A 16,323-nucleotide genomic window follows, 5' to 3' on the forward strand; every position below is an offset into this window, starting at 1 on the left:
ACGCACGAAATTTATAAAACATTAATAACTAGCATTTTATATTTTAGTCATTCTCTATAGAGTCAATCAAAGTTAAACTATAATATACTGATATTCAATATGCGTACTGGGCAAATGTCTTCAAAATATAATTTCGTGCGTTTAGCCTAACTTTATAAAAAAAGCTGTGGAATAATCTATCCCACAGCTAAATAATTATTTTGATGTTCAATTATAGCGAAGCTTCATAGGCATTCCAGCCTGCTATTTTATAGTTTAAGGAAGCCTGCTCAGGATTTTCGGCTTTATAAATTCCTCTGCCCACGATGATAAAATCGGTATGAAGGTTTTTAAATACATACTCTGGCGTATTGTATTGCTGTCCTTTTCCATCACCTTTGGTTTCCAAATTAACCCCCGGAGTGAAGAGCAACAACTCTTCAGGGATTTCATTTTGAGCCACACCACCTATCACATTAGGATGAGCCAAAGCCACTTTGATAGCTTCCTCGCGGTAGTGATTATCGGTAAGGGTGCCTTCGGAAGACATTCCTAAAATGGCAATTACCCCAGAATTGTGAAAGAAATCCAACGATGGATACCCTCCAATCACTTGTGAAGTGATAAGGTCTGCCCAATTAGAAATCTTATAAACCCCATAGGAATATTGCAACTCTTGAGTGCTGCCAATATCGGCAAACTTTCTATCTTCCATTAGAAGGAAATTATGTTTTTTAGCAATATCAATCAGGGGAATGATGGTGGTATCGTAGTCAAAATCTGTAATGATGTCAATATGGGTTTTAAGAGCTACGATGTTCGGCCCTACTTTTTCTGCCAACTCGTGAAGCTCTTTGGTAGTAATCACATCTGCGGAAGCAATGAGGTTGGATTTTTTCTCAATGGCAATTTCTAAAAGTTTTTTAGCATTAGAATGCAAGGTTTCGTTTTCCAGTTTTTTCTCATAAGATGGGCGTTTTTTCTCTTCAAATTTCACCACATTTCCTGCAAGAAAATCTTGTATTCTTTCCACTTCATCATCCGTCAGTTTACCATCTTCTTGTAGCATCTGGCATACCTCGCTAATGGTGAATAGGGTATGCACGCGGTAGCCTTTGCTCTCCAGAAGCTGTCTGCCTCCTTGTTCTCTATCGAGCACCACTACAATATCAGACACTGTAATGCCTTCATTTTCAATTTCAGGAATGGTCTCCAAGAGGGATTTCCCAGAAGTGATAACATCCTCCACCAAAAGGCAGTTTTGTCCCTTTTGATAAAGCCCTTCGATGAGTTTTTTGGTTCCGTAGGCTTTAGCTTCCTTTCTTTTGATGATAAGCGGGAGATAACTTTCCAAAGACATTGCTGTAGCCATAGGCAAGGCGGCGTATGGCACACCACAAATCAGGTCAAAATTGTCCAGTGGTAGCATATCCAGCAAGTAATTGGCGAGATGTTTTAGAATTTTAGGGTCTGAGGCAAGGGGTCTTAAATCCACATAAAACGGACTTTCAATCCCTGATTTTAAGGTAAACCTACCAAATTTGATAATGCCTAACTGATAACACTCTAGAAAAAAATCTTTTTTTGTTTCCATTCCTTTTTTAGATTTCCACAAAGTTAGTATTATTTATGAAATGAAAACAATATTAGGAGCAAGATTATCCCATCTTTGCTTATCTTTGAAGCCAATTAAATTTAATAAGATGATCAAAATAAGATTAGCTTTTGTTTGGGCATTGCTTTATGCTGTGGTATCGGCTCAGATTCCAGAACAGCAGTTGGACGAGTTGGTACAAAATACAATGAAAACCTTTGATGTCCCTGGGATGTCGGTAGGGATTGTTAAAGATGGAAAAATCCTCCATTCCAAAGGATATGGTGTGGCTTCTCTTACTTCCCAGCGTGCAATGGATGCCAATACTTTGGTGGGAATAGCCTCTAACTCCAAAGGATTTACAGCAACGGCTTTGGCTATTTTAGCAGATGAGGGCAAGCTCAATTGGAATGATAAGGTAACGAAGTTTATCCCTGAGTTTCAGATGTACGACCCTTTTGTAACGCGGGAAATCACCATCAAAGATTTGATTACCCACCGCTCTGGCTTAGGATTGGGGCAAGGTGATTTGATGTTCTTCCCCGAGGGTGGTACGCAGACCATACAAGATATTATCTACAATGTAAGGTATTTAAAACCTCATCATTCTTTTAGAAATCAATTGGATTACAATAATATTATGTTCATCGTAGCGGGTGAGGTGATTAGCAGAGTGAGTGGTTTAAGTTGGGCAGAGTTTGTAGAGCAACGCATTATGAAACCTGTGGGAATGACGCATAGCTTCGGAAGTTATAACAGAGCCCACGCCGTAGCCAATAAGATAGACGCCCACGCTCCTATCAACGGTAAAGCGGTGCAAGTCCCTCACGATTGGAATGAAACCGCCAATGCTGCAGGAGGCATTATGAGTAATATTACCGATATGCTCATTTGGGCAGAATGTCTAATGAATGGTTTTACCACCAAAGAGGGCAAGAAATTGGTTTCGGATAAGCAGATACAGCAGCTTTGGCAAATACAGCAGCCAACACCTATAGCATTGAAAAATCCGTATGATACACAGAATTATGGGTATGGATTAGGCTGGTTCATCAGCGATGTAAAAGGCTATAAACAAGTACAACACACGGGCGGATTAATAGGCACCGTAACACAGTTTACTCTGATTCCAGATTTGAAATTGGGAATTGTGGTGCTTACCAATCAGCAGAGCGGTGCAGCGTTTAATACCATCACCAACACGGTGAAAGACTCGTATTTGGGTATTGCTGATAGAAATTGGCTGAAAACTTACAGCGAAAGAATGACAAAACTCAATGAAGGGTACGAGAAGGAGAAAAAAGAAGCTTTTGCAAAAGCTGAAGCGTTTAGAAAATCTAAACAAAATCAGGTTTTACCAGAGCAAATAGCTGGAACTTATAATGATGCTTGGTTTGGCGATGTAGAAATTTCTCATCAGAAAGGGCAGTACAGAATATTCTGCAAAACCTCTCCACGGCTTAAAGGGGAATTGCTTCCATATTCCTCTAACATTTTCATCATTAAATGGGATGACAGAAGCTATGATGCCGATGCTTTCATCACCTTCACTTATGATGAAACAGGCAAGGCTCAATGGGCAAAGATTAAACCCATCTCTGGGATTACCGATTTCTCATTTGATTTTGAAAATTTGGAATTAAAAAGGAAGAAGTAAACCCCAATGATGCAGTAGGCTTTAATTCCAATAAGATAGAAACATCTTTTCTAATGCGTAATCTGGGATAAAATAAAAAGCCACTTCAATACAGAGGTGGCTTTATTGTAATTTTATGAGTTCAGATTATTTGTTATAAGTGAAAGTATATTTTATGGAGGTTTCTCCATTACTCCAAATAGCGGCTGTAGGGTAATCTAAAGAGTTATAAGTGTAAGTGATGTAAGGGTTTATCAAATTATTAACTTTTCCTTTTCCCCAATATACTTCGTCTATATCATTTACTAAAGCAATAATATTCTCCAACCCTTTTACATTTTTATAAGGATTATTTTTATTATCATACTGATATGTAGTAGTATAATTTCCATCAGTTTCTTCTAAGAGTACTCCATTTACAACTTTTAGAGTATCTACGGTAGTAGATTGAGGTAAACCTTCTTCGGTATAAATTCTTGTACGAATGATAAGATTATCATTTCTATGCTCGTACTTATAGATATCTGAAAAACTTTTTACAGCATATCCGCCGTTGAGATATACATAGGCAAGACCTTGTTTTGTATATTCTATAAGTTTTCCATTGTTATACAGCAGGTTAGCTTCAAACATTTTTTTATTGTTATCATAAGCTACATACCCTGTGATAAGGTTGTCCGTATAACTAAATACTTTTTTAAGCTCATCGTTTGAACCTTCCACCCATACTGTTTCCGCAAGTTTATCACCATTGTATTTATAATTAACATAAAACCCATCCGTGGATTCATATTTAGTAACTAATACTGGAGTTTCTTCGGATACATTACTATCTCCATCACGAGAGCAACTTATTAAAGTTAAACCAAGCAAAAGGGGTAAAAATAATTTTCTCATTGTTTTTAATTTTTAGTTAGTTTAATTTTTTTCAAAATTAAATCATTCTAAAATTAATGACAATTCTGTTTAAAATAAATTATTCCTAATAGAATAATTTATTTGTTCGTAAAGACTATCTTTGCAATGAAAAATTTATCACAATGAAAGTAAAAGGTAAAATAATAAGAGAAGCTAGACAAAGGAAAGAATTCTCTCAGGAATATATGGCTCAGGTATTAGGCATTTCTCAATCGCAATATTCTAAATTGGAGAATGGAGAAGTAAGTTTTGATATTCAGAAGTTAGGAGTTTTGTTGGATGAATTAGAACTTAATCCATTAGAAGCTATTGAATTTTCAGAAAGACAACAGGTATTTATCAATTCCTCTTATTCTGGAAATTACAATTCTAATATCAATATGATAGATGAAGGAGTGGTAAGAAAAATCATACAAGAAGAATTATATAATCTGAATCGAGAAAAGTAGCTGAAGCCTCGATGAAACAATATTTTTCAGAGATATTCCTCAATATTGGGGTGATATTTTTGACGGTAATTCATTCTATTAACAAAAAAGCTGCCCTTTTCGGACAGCCTCTTTATCCAATTACTTCGTCTGATGCCAAGTTTGGGTTCTTCCAAGAAGTGAAACACCTACATAGCCTCTTACATTCAGTTTGGTACCATCTTTTGTGATGGTACATTTGTAAGTCTTACCAGATTTAGGGTCTGTAATGGTACCTCCTGTGAACTCGTCTCCAGATTTTTTCAACCCTCTAATCACTTCTAAGCCAATCAAAGGCTTGTTTTTTCTATCATCGGTACACTTTACACAGTTGTTATTTTCTGGTTTAGAAAAAAGCTGGACAATTTTCCCATAATATTTACCATCAGCCTTTTTAAAAATTTCTACCACAGACTTTTCCTTTCCTGTTTCATCATCTATGGTTTTCCATTTACCCTCAATCTGGGCAAAAGACAATGTAGATAATGTGAGTGCAAAAAATGCAAATAATGACTTTTTCATATTGAATTAATTTAAATAAATTTCTATCGGCTAAAAGTAAATAAAAAAAACTAAACAGCCAATGCTTTTTTTGAAAATCTTTTTTGAAATCAATGAATTGAGTAGAGTGTGAAAATTAAACAGAAATTTAATCCTAACTTTGAGTACGGGAAATAGAGGCAATTATAAAATAGATAGAAACTTTTGAAAAACCATTCCTCCATTATAACAATCAATTTTAAAAGCCGTAATTGGATAATATTTAACGCTACCTTTGCCAAAATTTTTTGAAATGGATAAAAAATCCGTTGCACATCACTTTGATGTGAAAAAACTATCCTTGGTAGGCATATTGGTTTCGCTCGGAATAGTTTTCGGGGATATAGGAACTTCGCCACTTTATGTAATGAAAGCGATTATTTCTGCTTTTGATGCACACAGTAGTTTACCCTTTGATGAATTTGTAGAAGGAGCCTTGTCTTGCGTTATCTGGACGCTTACTTTGCAAACCACCGTAAAGTATGTATGGATAGCTCTTCGTGCTGACAATAAGGGCGAAGGAGGTATTTTGGCACTTTACTCTTTGATAAAGAAACTCAAAAAACCGTGGCTTTATCTCATTGCTATTGTAGGAGCATCAGCGCTTATTGCAGATGGTGTTATCACGCCTTCCCTTACGGTGATGTCTGCCATAGAGGGATTAGAGATTTACAATCCTCACACTCCTATAGTGCTAATTACCTGCGTGATTTTGTTTTTCATTTTCTTCATCCAGCAGTTTGGGACGCATTTTATTGGAAAATTTTTCGGACCTGTGATGCTGCTTTGGTTTTTATTGTTAGGCGGACTTGGGAGCTACCACCTTTGGGGGAATTTGGAGATTCTAAAATCGTTTAATCCCTATTATGCCTATAACCTCATCACGCATTCACCCAGTGCTATTGTGATTATGGGAGCTGTTTTTCTGTGTACTACAGGAGCCGAAGCATTGTATTCAGATTTGGGGCATTGTGGGGTGAAGAATATCCGTGTGAGTTGGTTTTTTGTAAAAACAATGTTGATACTCAATTACCTAGGTCAAGGTGCGTGGCTTTTAGAACATTATGGCAAAGATTCCTTTGTGGGGCTCAATCCGTTTTTTGGAATAATGCCAGAGTGGCTGGTGTTACTTGGGATTATACTGGCAACAGCTGCGGCTATTATAGCGTCGCAGGCATTGATTACGGGGGCTTTTACCATTTTTTCCGAAGCAATGTCGCTCAATTTTTGGCCTAATCAACAGATTGATTATCCTTCGGGGGTAAAGGGGCAAATGTACATTCCAAGGGTTAACTGGGGACTGCTCTTGTTTTGTATCATTGTAGTACTGTATTTTCAAGAATCGAGCAAGATGGAAGCTGCCTACGGACTATCCATTACCGTAACAATGTTTATGACCACCGTTTTACTCACTTTTTGGTTGATTAGAAAACGCGTGCATAGAGGATTGGTTTTTCTGTTTATTGGCATTTATGCGGTGATAGAATTAGGTTTTTTGTCGGCAAATGTGGTCAAGTTTTTTGATGGCGGTTGGATTACTGTTATCATTGCGGGGTCTATTGGCATCAGTATGTATGCGTGGTACAACGGAAGACTCATTAAGAATAAATTTATCAAATTCATCAAGCTAGAAACCTACCTGCCCATCATCAAGGAGATGAAGCACGATACCACTATTCCTATGTATGCCACCAACCTCGCTTTCTTGAGCCGAAGCAAACGCGAAGACGAAGTAGAAGCTAAAATCATCTATTCTATTCTAAAAAAGCAACCGAAACGGGCGGAGCATTATTTTATCTTGAATATCATCAATCAAGAAGATCCTTATACCTTTAAATACAAGGTGGAAGAGGTTTTAGAAGGAACTGTTTTCCGTATTAATTTCCTTTTAGGTTTTAAAATAGATAGACGCATCAATGATTATTTTGATGATGTACTAAGAGATTTGATGGCATCTGGAGTGATTTCCGATAAAAGTCCGCATCCGTCTTTGCAACATTTTGACATTCTACCAGACTTAAAATACATCATCATTGATAATACCTATATCAACGACCGAGTGCTAACGGTGAAAGAGAAAATGATTCTCAATGCCTACCATTTTGTAAAATATGTAGGCAGTGATGATTTCAAAGCTTGGGGAGTATCACCACATAATACCACCGTGGAGTCGGCACCTATTTTTGACCAAACCATTGCTACGGAGAAGATAGAAAGATGCTAGGGGAGTGTTGAGTTTTGAGTTTTTTTGAAGAAAGAAGAAAGAGAAAAGACTTTCTTAAGAGTTTTAAGTGCTGAGTTTTGAGTGTTGAGTTTTTTGAGAAAAGAGGAAGGAAAAAAGAACAAAGACTTTTTTCTAACCTCTAACCTCTAACCTCTAATGTCCAACTTTCTCAATTGTCCTATTTTTTTAATAAATTTGTCCGTAAATTTGATTGAATGAGAAAAAAGCAAACCGATAATAGCATTGAGATTATCAAGGAAGTATTAAAGCAGTATCTTGCAGACAAAGGGTTTCGCAATACACCAGAGCGATACACCATCTTGGAAGAAATCTATAAAATGAATCATCACTTTAATGTAGATGACCTCTACCTGCTGATGTTGCAAAAGAAATACCATGTCTCCAAAGCTACCATCTACAATACCATCGAGATTTTCCTTGATGCAGGGCTTATCCGCAAACATCAGTTTGGTGAGAAAACTGCCAGCACCTCTTCCTATGAGAAATCGTACTTTGATAAACAGCACGATCACCTCGTGATTTACAAAGAAGGAACAGATAAAGAGATTGAGGAAATCATTGAGTTTTGCGACCCAAGAATCCAAGGCATTAAAGAATCCATAGAAGAGGCTTTTGGTGTGGAAATTGATACCCACTCCCTGTATTTTTATGGCACTAAGAAAAAATAAGCCCTCGCTTTAATGAAGAACATTGTTGTAATCCTATTCCTCTTCCTTGCCAATATCTGCTTGGCTCAGATTGCTACACAGCCCAAAGACCCTTTGGTGAAAGACCCTTTTTTTCAAAAAGCAACACCCGCCGAAGCTTCGCAAGGTGAAAAAGTGAAGCTGGTGCATTCTGACCAGTTTGGCGTTCGAGCAGATCAATACAATGGCAATCCCTTTTTCTCGGGCAATGTACAGTTTACCCATCAAGGCTCGGTGCTCACAGCAGATGAGGTGATTCTGTATCGGGAGCAAAACTTCATTAAAGCCATTGGGAATGTGAAATTGCAAAATGCCGATGGCTCTGTCATCACCGCCCAAGAGATGGAATATGATGGCAACACCCAGCGGGGTATCGCCAGAGGAAAGGTGAATCTATCGGACCCGATGCAAACCATCAAAACCGAAACGCTCTACTATGATAGATTGTCTAACAAGGCGTACTTTAATACAGGAGGCACCATCGTAAGAGAGGGCAATGTTATCTATACCCAATCGGGCACTTACAACCTTGCCAGCCGCATCATAGACCTATCTGGAAATGTGAAGATAGACAATTCGGATTACATTGTAGAAGGGGCTAATATCATTCAAAATCAAAACACCAATACCGCTACTTTTACGGGAGCTACTACCATTACCAATAGAGCCAACCCAGCCAATCGGGTTTATACCGAAAATGGCTCTTATAATATGAATACCAAAGAAGTTTGGCTCAATAAAAACTCCATCATCTATTACAATGGTAAGACCTTGAAGGGGGATAAAATGTACTATAACCAACTCTCAGGATTTGGAAAATCCGAAGGCAATGTTACTCTGAACGACCCGAAGGAAAACCGCTACATCAAAGGTGGCTACGGTGAAATTTTTGAAAAGAAAGACTCTGCAATGATTACCCAAAAGCCTTATGCAGTGAAAATTTTAGAAAAAGATTCCATCTACTTTGCCGCAGAGAACATCTTGGCGTTTCAAAAATTAGATTCGTCAATGCAGAAGAAAAGCTATCTAAGAGCCTTCCGAAAAGGACGATTGTTCAAAAGCAACGCTCAGGCAAGAGCCGATTCCATCAGCTTTAATGAAACCGATGGCATCTTGCATCTGGATGGCAAACCCTACCTATGGAGTGGAGAAAAACAAGTAACGGGCGAGAGGATAAAAGCCTATTTTGATACTCAAAAGGAAAATATAGACTCTCTGAAAGTCTTAGAAAACGCCTTTGCCATCAGCAAAGTAGATTCTTTAAATACCAAAGATGAGTTTCACCAAGTGAAAGGCAGGGTGATGACGGTATATTATGAGAATAACGAAATCCGTCTGGCTCAGGCATTGGGCAACGCTCAGGCAATTACCTATGCCGATTCGGAGGATGCTAAAACCAAAGAATTGGAACGGTTTGGCGTAGTGCTTTCCACCTGTGGCACCATAGAGGCCGAGTTTGTAGACAGAAGAGCCCATATCATCTCTTGTAATATTGGGGCTAAATCTCAGACATATCCAATGTCTAAAATCTCCAAAGCCCAAAGGTTTTTCCCAGATTTTAATTGGAACACCAAAGACAGACCTAGAAAATGGCAAGACATCTTTGAAGAAACGCCTAATTACCCAGCCACGGTCTATACCTCAGACGATACACTCTACGAAAAAGCCCAAAAAGCACTAGAAGAAGAGCAAAAGAAAAAACAACCTAAGACACAAAAAAGAACGAGGAGGTAAATTTGAGAGATTGAAAAACACCTCTGTAATGAAAATTTTATTATCTTTATCGCATCACTTTTTTTTGATAAAATAATGCTTTTGCCTTTTATAAATTTGCATAAATCTTTGATTTTCCGTATCTTTGAGATGCGAAAGCGTTCAGCGTTCAGCGTTCAGCGTTCAGCGTTCAGCGTTCAGCGTTCAGCGTAAAATTTAGGTTAAATTTCTTTTATAGAATAATGAAAAAATCCATTTCGGAGATGAAAAGTCTTCGGAGTGGATTTTTTATGTTTATCCCCCTCGTCTCTGCGAGGCTCTCCTTTTGTAGAGAGGGGAAATCTTAAACTTCAAATGTCAAATTAACTTTTAATTTTATAAAAAATGAGCATTAGTAATCTAAACAACAGTCATCTAAGTGATGAACAAATCAAGGCAATCAGCGATGCTTTGGCACAATTAGAAACGGCTATGCAGAGCCTATCCATCAACCTAACTCCAGAAGACCGCAACAAATACGGCAGGGTAAATGAGCAGAACAAGCTTTTTGTGAATAAAGTTTATGATTTTGCAAAAAGTAGAGAGGGGTTACGCTCACCAGATGTGGATTGGGCAGAGTTTTTTAAGGATTATGAAGACCGTAATTTCTACGAAACGGTGATGTCTCGCCTTGATGACCTGCAACTGAAACTCAAAAATCATAAAATTTTGGGTGATTATGATAATTACCAAGATGCTTTGGCAGATTATGCCTTTGCAACTTATAAAGCAGGGACTAAATCGGTTGGTTTTGAGGAAAAATACCGAGAGCTGAAGCAGTTTTTTGTAAAATCTAACAAGAAACAAGCTCCGAATGGTGAAAATCAGGCATCGGAGGGCGAAAAATAGCCTTGCGACTACGCTGAGCGAGGTTCGGAGGTGGGCAAAGTGTGGTTGGAAGTACAAAAATCGACCGCCAGACCACGATGAAGCCACCAACGGAGCACACTTTACCCACCTCCGAAGCACGATTTTCGAGGTTGGGAGGTGGCTTTAGCCACCAACGGAGGATGCAGGGCGAGGTAAAAAGATGGCTGGGGCGTAGTAGCGAGGAGGAAAAAGTGTAGTCTTTATCATTAAAGTAAAAAAAACTTTAAAGGACATATTTTGGCGTAGTTGAGATTTAGATTTGCAGAAAAATAAAAATTTATAAGAAATGGATTTACTAAAAGCATTCTCAGAAATTAGTTATTGGAATGAAGAATTTTATTCTGATGATAAATTGAACATTGAAAGGAGGTTAGCAAGATTTAAGAACGACCTAGAAGTTATTTCAGTAGAGTTAGAAATTACAGAAATGGAAGCGTTTTTTCTTACAGCAATTTTTGCATTACAAGTAGAAGAAAGTGATAATATACTATTCCCTGATGTTGTAGAAAAATTAAGATTTCCTAAAATAGAAGCATTAAGATATTACAAAGCTATAGAAGGACTTGAGCAAAAAGGCTGGATAACCAAAATAGTTCACGATGAGGAAAGTATTGAAAATGTGAGGTATCATAAAAAGATTTCTGTAATTCCATATTTCAACGAAGAATATAAATTGACTAAAAAAGCAATAGATAAAATCATTAAAAAATAATAATATTATGGCAATTTCAAATGTGGTAAAAAATGGGCAGTATTATGAATTATACGATGCCTCGGGTAAAAAATCTAAATCCATTCATTCTAATACAATAGGAGAGTTGATGGGATTTGGCAGTGTGTTTTTTGTGACTAAAAGAGGGAGTTCTTATGAGTTTTATGATGATATGGGAAGGAAGTATAAGAGTGTGAATTGTGTGGCAATGAAAGGAGATTTTATTAGTTTTTCAGGGGAAACTATTGTAATGAAAAACGGTAATTATTTAGAAACTTACGATAAAAACGGCAAGAAAATTAACTCAAAACAAGCAAGATAAAATGGAAGGAAAAAATATATTATCAAGTAGGTTATTTGTTGTTCTGCTTACACTTTTAGCAATATCTTTAAGTATTTTCATCTTTGGAATGATTTACCAGAATGAACTTCCAAAATTGGTGGAAGAAATCAATAATTCTACTATTGGCGGTATTTTAACGGCGATTATTACGGTACTTTTACTGCAAGGGCAAACGGCTACGGAGGAAATGAAAGAGCAGAATATGAAAGTTTTTGAGAAGAAATCAGAGATTTTCAATGATTTTATGAACAATCTTTGGGGAATTTGGAAGAAAAAGAGTATTTCTATGGATGAGATAGTGGAGATTATTGGGCGAGTGAGCAAGGATATTATTCCTTATACGAAGCCTAATACCACCAAAGAAATATTGGGCTACCTTAATGTTATTGCAGATAGTATTGATAAAGAAGATATGCCTGAGAAAATAGATGAAAATGTGTTTAATATTATCAATGTTTTGGCAAAGGAAATTGGTTTGGGAGGAGAACTTAATGCAGAAGTGAGGCAGCAGATAGCTTCATTGGAAAGCAAAGTGATGCCGTTTTTCAATAGACAGAAAAATATCCAAAAGCTAAGTGATTTGGTAAGAAAACATAATATTAGCTCCGAAGTATCAGATAAATTGACTTTTTTGGCTCAAAAGGAATTTGTAGATGAGGAGGGTATTCTTTGGTGGAGGATAGGAACAGAAGAGGTAGGAATGTGGCTAAGATTTGGTGATACAGGAAATAGTGGTACTACTTATATTACTTTCTGGTCTGATTTCAGTCATAGAGAATATACAGATTATAGGTACGCACAGAGAGGGCATTCCAAAGATTGGTTTGTAGGATATGAAACCTTGAAATTTGACTATAATGATTTGAGAAATGGAAAAGATATTTCAGAAAAAACACTACAAGAGCTATCTATTTCTATTATAGAGTTTTATCATAAAGCTAAGATAAAGGGCAAAACCATACAAGAAATTATTAACGAAACAAAAAATCAATAAAAAAACAATGAGTCAATTTAACAATGTAAATTTTGCTCCTTTTGTAGGAGCTAATTACGAAAAGGGTATCAATGGTAAGAAAATTCTTATTTTGGGCGAGAGCCACTATTGGGGTGAAGAAATCTACGAAAACACCTACGAAGATTTGAAAAATGGGGAATATCTAGATTTTACAGATGATGTGATTAACGCCTATATTTCTTATCAAAAAGGAGAGAGAGAGCATAGTCCTTGGATGAACTCTTTTACCAAATTTGCTAAAGAATTTTACAATTGGGAAGAGGATAAAGTAGATTTGGTAGAGTTCTGGCAATCAGTGGCGTTTTACAATTATGTGCAGTTTCCTATTACAGCGGTGAGAACATCTCCTACTCAAGAGGAATTTGAGCAGAGCGAACAAGCATTTTACGAAGTTATAGAAAAATATCAACCTGATGTTATTATTGCTTGGAGTTGGAGACTGTGGGGAAATATGCCTTCCACAGGTAGATTTGGGGAGCCTTCTTCCGTAAATAGAGGTAAGGGGATTTATTATTATTCAGTAAATGGTAGAGAAGTTCCTATCATTGCAGTAGCACATCCTTCTGCACCTACTTTCTGCTATTCGGCATATCAAGATATTCAAGAATTATTGAATTCTAAATAACAAATAAAAAGCAACCCCATAAAGGTTGCTTTTCTCTTAAAATATTTACCTTTGTAAAAAATATGAGTAAAATGGCTACGCAATTACAACACCAGTTTATCACAGACCATAATGGGAAGCCTCTATCTGTGGTTATCCCTATCAATGAGTATAAAGATTTATTGAGCATTGCAGAGAAATACCAAGATATAGAGGAGGATGTTCATTTTTCCGAAGAAGAGTTGGAAAGTATAGAAATCTCCCACCAAGAAGCCAAAGAAAGCAAGACCATAAGTAGTAAAGATTTGTTCCAAAAACTAAGAAACAAATATGGAGGTTAGATGGACAGAAGAAGCATCAAGGCTTTTGGAGAATACATTGGACTATTGGACAGAGCGTAACAAAAGCCCCAACTATGCCCTCAAAATTCTTGAACAAGTAGAATTAGTAGAAAAATCCATCTCAGAAAACCCTTACTTCTTGGCAAGGTTTATCAAGAAAGTTAAGTTGTATCAAAGACATTTCTTCAATAGTAAATTTGCTTTGTATTATGATATTCTTGATGAAGAAAATGTGATAATCATTAAACTATTCCGTAGCAACAAGCAATAACCATTATAGGCAACCCCACAAAGGTTGCTTTTTTAGATTAGAACGAGGTATCTCTTAAATTCCATTAGTAAATGCAATTTTTGGGATATATTTTCTCTCTTGAAGACTTAGTTTAATAATAACAAAAAACAATGAAATACAAACATTTAACTTTGGAGCAAAGGTATGAAATAAAAGCTTATCTGAAATGCAATAAATCTCAAAAATTTATTGCCGAGCAATTGGGGAGAGAAATTTGTACCAAAATCTTCGCCATCAACTCAAGCATAGAAAACGCCCTGTATCAGGCAAACACGAGGTGATTAAAAATAAAAAAAGCATTGATTTGCGTCCAGAGATTGTTTTAAGGAATGAAGAATTTGGACATTTTGAAGTAGATTTAATCGTCGGGGCAGAACATAAAGCAGCGATTTTGACCATCGTAGAAAGAAAGACAAAATTTTTAATAATGAGGAAGTTAAGTAGTAAAAATGCCAAAAATTTAGCCCAAGCAATGGTAGAGGCTTTGCTTGCTTATAAAGATTTTGTAAAAACCATTACAAGCGATAATGGATTGGAGTTTTATGAACATCAGTATATTAGTAAAAAATTAGAGTGTGATTTTTATTTTGCACATCCTTATTGCTCCTGGGAGCGAGGCTTGAATGAAAATACCAATGGACTTATTCGGCAATATATTCTGAAAGGTACTTATTTTGAGAAAGTTAGCAAGGAAACAATAAAAGAAATACAACATAAAATTAACCGTAGACCTAGAACTGCGAAGAACATCACGAACTCCTTGAATTAAAAACAATAAAAAGTGAGTATTAACATTAGATTTTGAGGAGCCTAAAAGTTTATTCTATAAATTTGTAATCTAAAAATTGCACTTGGGGGTTGAATCTGCCGGGGCTAAAAACTAAAATTTAATTTGCCTATTACAAAAAACTTTTTATCTTTGCCGCATTCTATGTTGCACAGTATCCACACATTACAAATTTCTGAAAAAAACTACCCCAATTATTTGGTGGTTTCAGATAATTGTGTAAACACACACACACACACACATAAGTTATGGATAAAAGACCTTTCTAATGCTGGGGTATTAGTATGGGGTATTTTTAAAATAAAACTCAGAGCAAGTCCGAAGTCTTCGGACTTGCTCTGAGTTTTTCTGTTGTAGATAAGGAACTTAATAACAATAACATGTAACAAATTAAATAGTAAACGCAAATGAAAAAACAGTTTGTTTTAGCGGGACTGCTAGCAGCAGGCTTTGCTAGTGCCCAGACAGACAAAGGCTATTTGGGCAAAGTAGGGATTAACATAATGACGCCACAGGCGACCATAGACATTCGTCCGAATGATGACAACAGACAAGAAACAGCGACTACCAATGAGGGTATCCTTATCCCCAAACTCTCCAAGACCAGAGTAGCGAATATAGAAGACGCTTTGCTTGTAGAGGGGACTCTAGTCTATGTAACCGATGATGCCTCTAGCACCATTGCTTCCTATGCAGGCACCAATGCTAAAGTAGCGAAGATTACAGAGAAAGGTTACTATTACTACAACGGTGTAGAGTGGGTGAAGGTAGCCATAGGAGCCAATGCAACGCAATACACAGGTTCTACCTCTGTTGCATTAAGTGGAAACAGCTTCCAAAGAGCTGCATTAACGGGTGATGTAACAGCTGCAGCCAATAGCAATGCGACCACCATTGCCCCAAATGCCGTAACCTCAGCGAAGATAGCCGATGGACAGGTAGCGTTGGCAGATTTAGCAGCAAACTCAGTGGACTCTTCTAAGATTGTAGACAAGTCTATAGTAGCTGCCGATCTCAACCAAATGGGAGCCACCGATGGACAAGTGTTGAAATATAACGCAACAACGAACACTTGGGCACCCGCAGCGGATACCGATACGAATACCACTTACACAGGTTCAACTTCGGTTGCATTAAGTGGAAACAGCTTCCAAAGAGCTGCATTAACAGGTGATGTAACAGCTGCCGCCAATAGCAATGCGACTACTATTGCCCCGAATGCCGTAACCTCAGCGAAGATAGCCGATGGACAGGTAGCGTTGGCAGATTTAGCAGCAAACTCAGTGGACTCTTCTAAGATTGTAGACAAGTCTATAGTAGCTGCCGATCTCAACCAAATGGGAGCCACCGATGGACAAGTGTTGAAATATAACGCAACAACGAACACTTGGGCACCCGCAGCGGATACTGATACGAATACCACTTACACAGGTTCAACTTCGGTTGCATTAAGTGGAAACAGCTTCCAAAGGGCTGCATTGACAGGAGATGTAACAGCTGCAGCCAATAGCAATGCGACTACTATTGCCCCGAATGCTGTAA

Annotated in this window: 19 protein-coding genes; 16 read left to right on the forward strand and 3 right to left on the reverse strand. The window is 37.2% G+C overall.

Features of this window, described 5'->3' with window-relative positions:
* Window positions 1–211: 211 nt before the first annotated feature.
* Entirely contained in the window at window positions 212–1,573 is a 1,362-nt protein-coding gene (gene pyrF / locus ACFFUE_RS02900) for an orotidine-5'-phosphate decarboxylase (protein WP_376832719.1), read from the reverse strand.
* Between the two features lie 109 nt (window positions 1,574–1,682).
* Here pyrF and ACFFUE_RS02905 point away from each other — a divergent pair, with 109 nt between their 5' ends.
* Entirely contained in the window at window positions 1,683–3,230 is a 1,548-nt protein-coding gene (locus tag ACFFUE_RS02905; RefSeq protein ID WP_376832740.1) for a serine hydrolase, read from the forward strand.
* 126 nt (window positions 3,231–3,356) lie between these two features.
* Here the strand turns inward: ACFFUE_RS02905 and ACFFUE_RS02910 are convergent, their stop codons facing one another.
* Window positions 3,357–4,106 (reverse strand): hypothetical protein, encoded by a 750-nt coding sequence (locus ACFFUE_RS02910; RefSeq protein WP_376832721.1) that lies wholly within the window; start codon window positions 4,104–4,106, stop codon window positions 3,357–3,359.
* A 143-nt stretch (window positions 4,107–4,249) separates the two neighbouring features.
* Here ACFFUE_RS02910 and ACFFUE_RS02915 point away from each other — a divergent pair, with 143 nt between their 5' ends.
* Window positions 4,250–4,576: a helix-turn-helix domain-containing protein gene (locus ACFFUE_RS02915; protein ID WP_376832723.1), complete on the forward strand. Its 327-nt coding sequence runs from the start codon at window positions 4,250–4,252 to the stop codon at window positions 4,574–4,576.
* A 120-nt stretch (window positions 4,577–4,696) separates the two neighbouring features.
* Here the strand turns inward: ACFFUE_RS02915 and ACFFUE_RS02920 are convergent, their stop codons facing one another.
* Window positions 4,697–5,116 carry a DUF2147 domain-containing protein gene (locus tag ACFFUE_RS02920; RefSeq protein WP_376832725.1) on the reverse strand — a complete coding sequence of 140 codons (420 nt, stop codon included), beginning with the start codon at window positions 5,114–5,116 and terminating at the stop codon, window positions 4,697–4,699.
* A gap of 271 nt (window positions 5,117–5,387) precedes the next feature.
* Here ACFFUE_RS02920 and ACFFUE_RS02925 point away from each other — a divergent pair, with 271 nt between their 5' ends.
* The 14 genes from ACFFUE_RS02925 to ACFFUE_RS02990 form a co-directional block, all read left to right on the forward strand.
* Entirely contained in the window at window positions 5,388–7,358 is a 1,971-nt protein-coding gene (locus tag ACFFUE_RS02925) for a KUP/HAK/KT family potassium transporter (protein WP_376832727.1), read from the forward strand.
* A 215-nt stretch (window positions 7,359–7,573) separates the two neighbouring features.
* On the forward strand, window positions 7,574–8,047 hold the full coding sequence (locus ACFFUE_RS02930) for a Fur family transcriptional regulator (RefSeq protein WP_376832728.1): 474 nt from the start codon (window positions 7,574–7,576) through the stop codon (window positions 8,045–8,047).
* A 12-nt stretch (window positions 8,048–8,059) separates the two neighbouring features.
* Window positions 8,060–9,799, forward strand: coding sequence for an OstA-like protein (locus ACFFUE_RS02935; RefSeq protein WP_376832729.1), 1,740 nt, complete (start codon window positions 8,060–8,062; stop codon window positions 9,797–9,799).
* A 363-nt stretch (window positions 9,800–10,162) separates the two neighbouring features.
* Window positions 10,163–10,666 carry a hypothetical protein gene (locus ACFFUE_RS02940; RefSeq protein WP_376832730.1) on the forward strand — a complete coding sequence of 168 codons (504 nt, stop codon included), beginning with the start codon at window positions 10,163–10,165 and terminating at the stop codon, window positions 10,664–10,666.
* A 41-nt stretch (window positions 10,667–10,707) separates the two neighbouring features.
* Window positions 10,708–10,884 carry a hypothetical protein gene (locus ACFFUE_RS02945; RefSeq protein ID WP_376832731.1) on the forward strand — a complete coding sequence of 59 codons (177 nt, stop codon included), beginning with the start codon at window positions 10,708–10,710 and terminating at the stop codon, window positions 10,882–10,884.
* Between the two features lie 89 nt (window positions 10,885–10,973).
* Complete coding sequence (locus ACFFUE_RS02950) at window positions 10,974–11,399, forward strand: hypothetical protein (RefSeq protein WP_376832732.1); 426 nt, start codon at window positions 10,974–10,976, stop codon at window positions 11,397–11,399.
* Between the two features lie 7 nt (window positions 11,400–11,406).
* The gene (locus ACFFUE_RS02955; protein WP_376832733.1) at window positions 11,407–11,721 is read left to right on the forward strand and encodes a hypothetical protein; all 315 of its coding nucleotides are present in this window, start codon (window positions 11,407–11,409) and stop codon (window positions 11,719–11,721) included.
* Between the two features lie 88 nt (window positions 11,722–11,809).
* Window positions 11,810–12,736 (forward strand): hypothetical protein, encoded by a 927-nt coding sequence (locus ACFFUE_RS02960; RefSeq protein ID WP_376832734.1) that lies wholly within the window; start codon window positions 11,810–11,812, stop codon window positions 12,734–12,736.
* 7 nt (window positions 12,737–12,743) lie between these two features.
* A complete protein-coding gene (locus ACFFUE_RS02965; protein ID WP_376832735.1) occupies window positions 12,744–13,382 on the forward strand; it encodes a hypothetical protein in 639 nt (212 codons plus the stop codon).
* A gap of 71 nt (window positions 13,383–13,453) precedes the next feature.
* Window positions 13,454–13,702 (forward strand): RelB antitoxin-like protein, encoded by a 249-nt coding sequence (locus ACFFUE_RS02970; protein ID WP_327984286.1) that lies wholly within the window; start codon window positions 13,454–13,456, stop codon window positions 13,700–13,702.
* Window positions 13,692–13,973, forward strand: a complete 282-nt coding sequence (locus ACFFUE_RS02975; RefSeq protein ID WP_376832736.1) for a hypothetical protein — start codon at window positions 13,692–13,694, stop codon at window positions 13,971–13,973. The genes ACFFUE_RS02970 and ACFFUE_RS02975 overlap by 11 nt, the downstream gene beginning before the upstream one ends.
* 131 nt (window positions 13,974–14,104) lie before the next feature.
* Window positions 14,105–14,275 (forward strand): helix-turn-helix domain-containing protein, encoded by a 171-nt coding sequence (locus tag ACFFUE_RS02980; RefSeq protein WP_376832737.1) that lies wholly within the window; start codon window positions 14,105–14,107, stop codon window positions 14,273–14,275.
* Complete coding sequence (locus tag ACFFUE_RS02985; protein ID WP_376832738.1) at window positions 14,209–14,763, forward strand: IS30 family transposase; 555 nt, start codon at window positions 14,209–14,211, stop codon at window positions 14,761–14,763. The genes ACFFUE_RS02980 and ACFFUE_RS02985 overlap by 67 nt, the downstream gene beginning before the upstream one ends.
* Before the next feature lie 425 nt (window positions 14,764–15,188).
* A partial coding sequence (locus ACFFUE_RS02990; protein WP_376832739.1) for a phage tail-like protein occupies window positions 15,189–16,323 on the forward strand: 1,135 nt, incomplete at its 3' end.

Source organism: Bergeyella porcorum (assembly GCF_042427575.1).
GTDB classification, from domain to species: domain Bacteria; phylum Bacteroidota; class Bacteroidia; order Flavobacteriales; family Weeksellaceae; genus Bergeyella; species Bergeyella porcorum.

Excerpts from the sequence above, each read along its gene's own strand:
- pyrF (WP_376832719.1), bottom strand. The coding sequence starts at position 1,573 with ATGGAAACAAAAAAAGATTTTTTTCTAGAGTGTTATCAGTTAGGCATT.
- ACFFUE_RS02905 (WP_376832740.1), top strand. The coding sequence starts at position 1,683 with ATGATCAAAATAAGATTAGCTTTTGTTTGGGCATTGCTTTATGCTGTG.
- ACFFUE_RS02910 (WP_376832721.1), bottom strand. The coding sequence starts at position 4,106 with ATGAGAAAATTATTTTTACCCCTTTTGCTTGGTTTAACTTTAATAAGT.
- ACFFUE_RS02915 (WP_376832723.1), top strand. The coding sequence starts at position 4,250 with ATGAAAGTAAAAGGTAAAATAATAAGAGAAGCTAGACAAAGGAAAGAA.
- ACFFUE_RS02920 (WP_376832725.1), bottom strand. The coding sequence starts at position 5,116 with ATGAAAAAGTCATTATTTGCATTTTTTGCACTCACATTATCTACATTG.
- ACFFUE_RS02925 (WP_376832727.1), top strand. The coding sequence starts at position 5,388 with ATGGATAAAAAATCCGTTGCACATCACTTTGATGTGAAAAAACTATCC.
- ACFFUE_RS02930 (WP_376832728.1), top strand. The coding sequence starts at position 7,574 with ATGAGAAAAAAGCAAACCGATAATAGCATTGAGATTATCAAGGAAGTA.
- ACFFUE_RS02935 (WP_376832729.1), top strand. The coding sequence starts at position 8,060 with ATGAAGAACATTGTTGTAATCCTATTCCTCTTCCTTGCCAATATCTGC.
- ACFFUE_RS02940 (WP_376832730.1), top strand. The coding sequence starts at position 10,163 with ATGAGCATTAGTAATCTAAACAACAGTCATCTAAGTGATGAACAAATC.
- ACFFUE_RS02950 (WP_376832732.1), top strand. The coding sequence starts at position 10,974 with ATGGATTTACTAAAAGCATTCTCAGAAATTAGTTATTGGAATGAAGAA.
- ACFFUE_RS02955 (WP_376832733.1), top strand. The coding sequence starts at position 11,407 with ATGGCAATTTCAAATGTGGTAAAAAATGGGCAGTATTATGAATTATAC.
- ACFFUE_RS02960 (WP_376832734.1), top strand. The coding sequence starts at position 11,810 with ATGATTTACCAGAATGAACTTCCAAAATTGGTGGAAGAAATCAATAAT.
- ACFFUE_RS02965 (WP_376832735.1), top strand. The coding sequence starts at position 12,744 with ATGAGTCAATTTAACAATGTAAATTTTGCTCCTTTTGTAGGAGCTAAT.
- ACFFUE_RS02970 (WP_327984286.1), top strand. The coding sequence starts at position 13,454 with ATGGCTACGCAATTACAACACCAGTTTATCACAGACCATAATGGGAAG.
- ACFFUE_RS02975 (WP_376832736.1), top strand. The coding sequence starts at position 13,692 with ATGGAGGTTAGATGGACAGAAGAAGCATCAAGGCTTTTGGAGAATACA.
- ACFFUE_RS02980 (WP_376832737.1), top strand. The coding sequence starts at position 14,105 with ATGAAATACAAACATTTAACTTTGGAGCAAAGGTATGAAATAAAAGCT.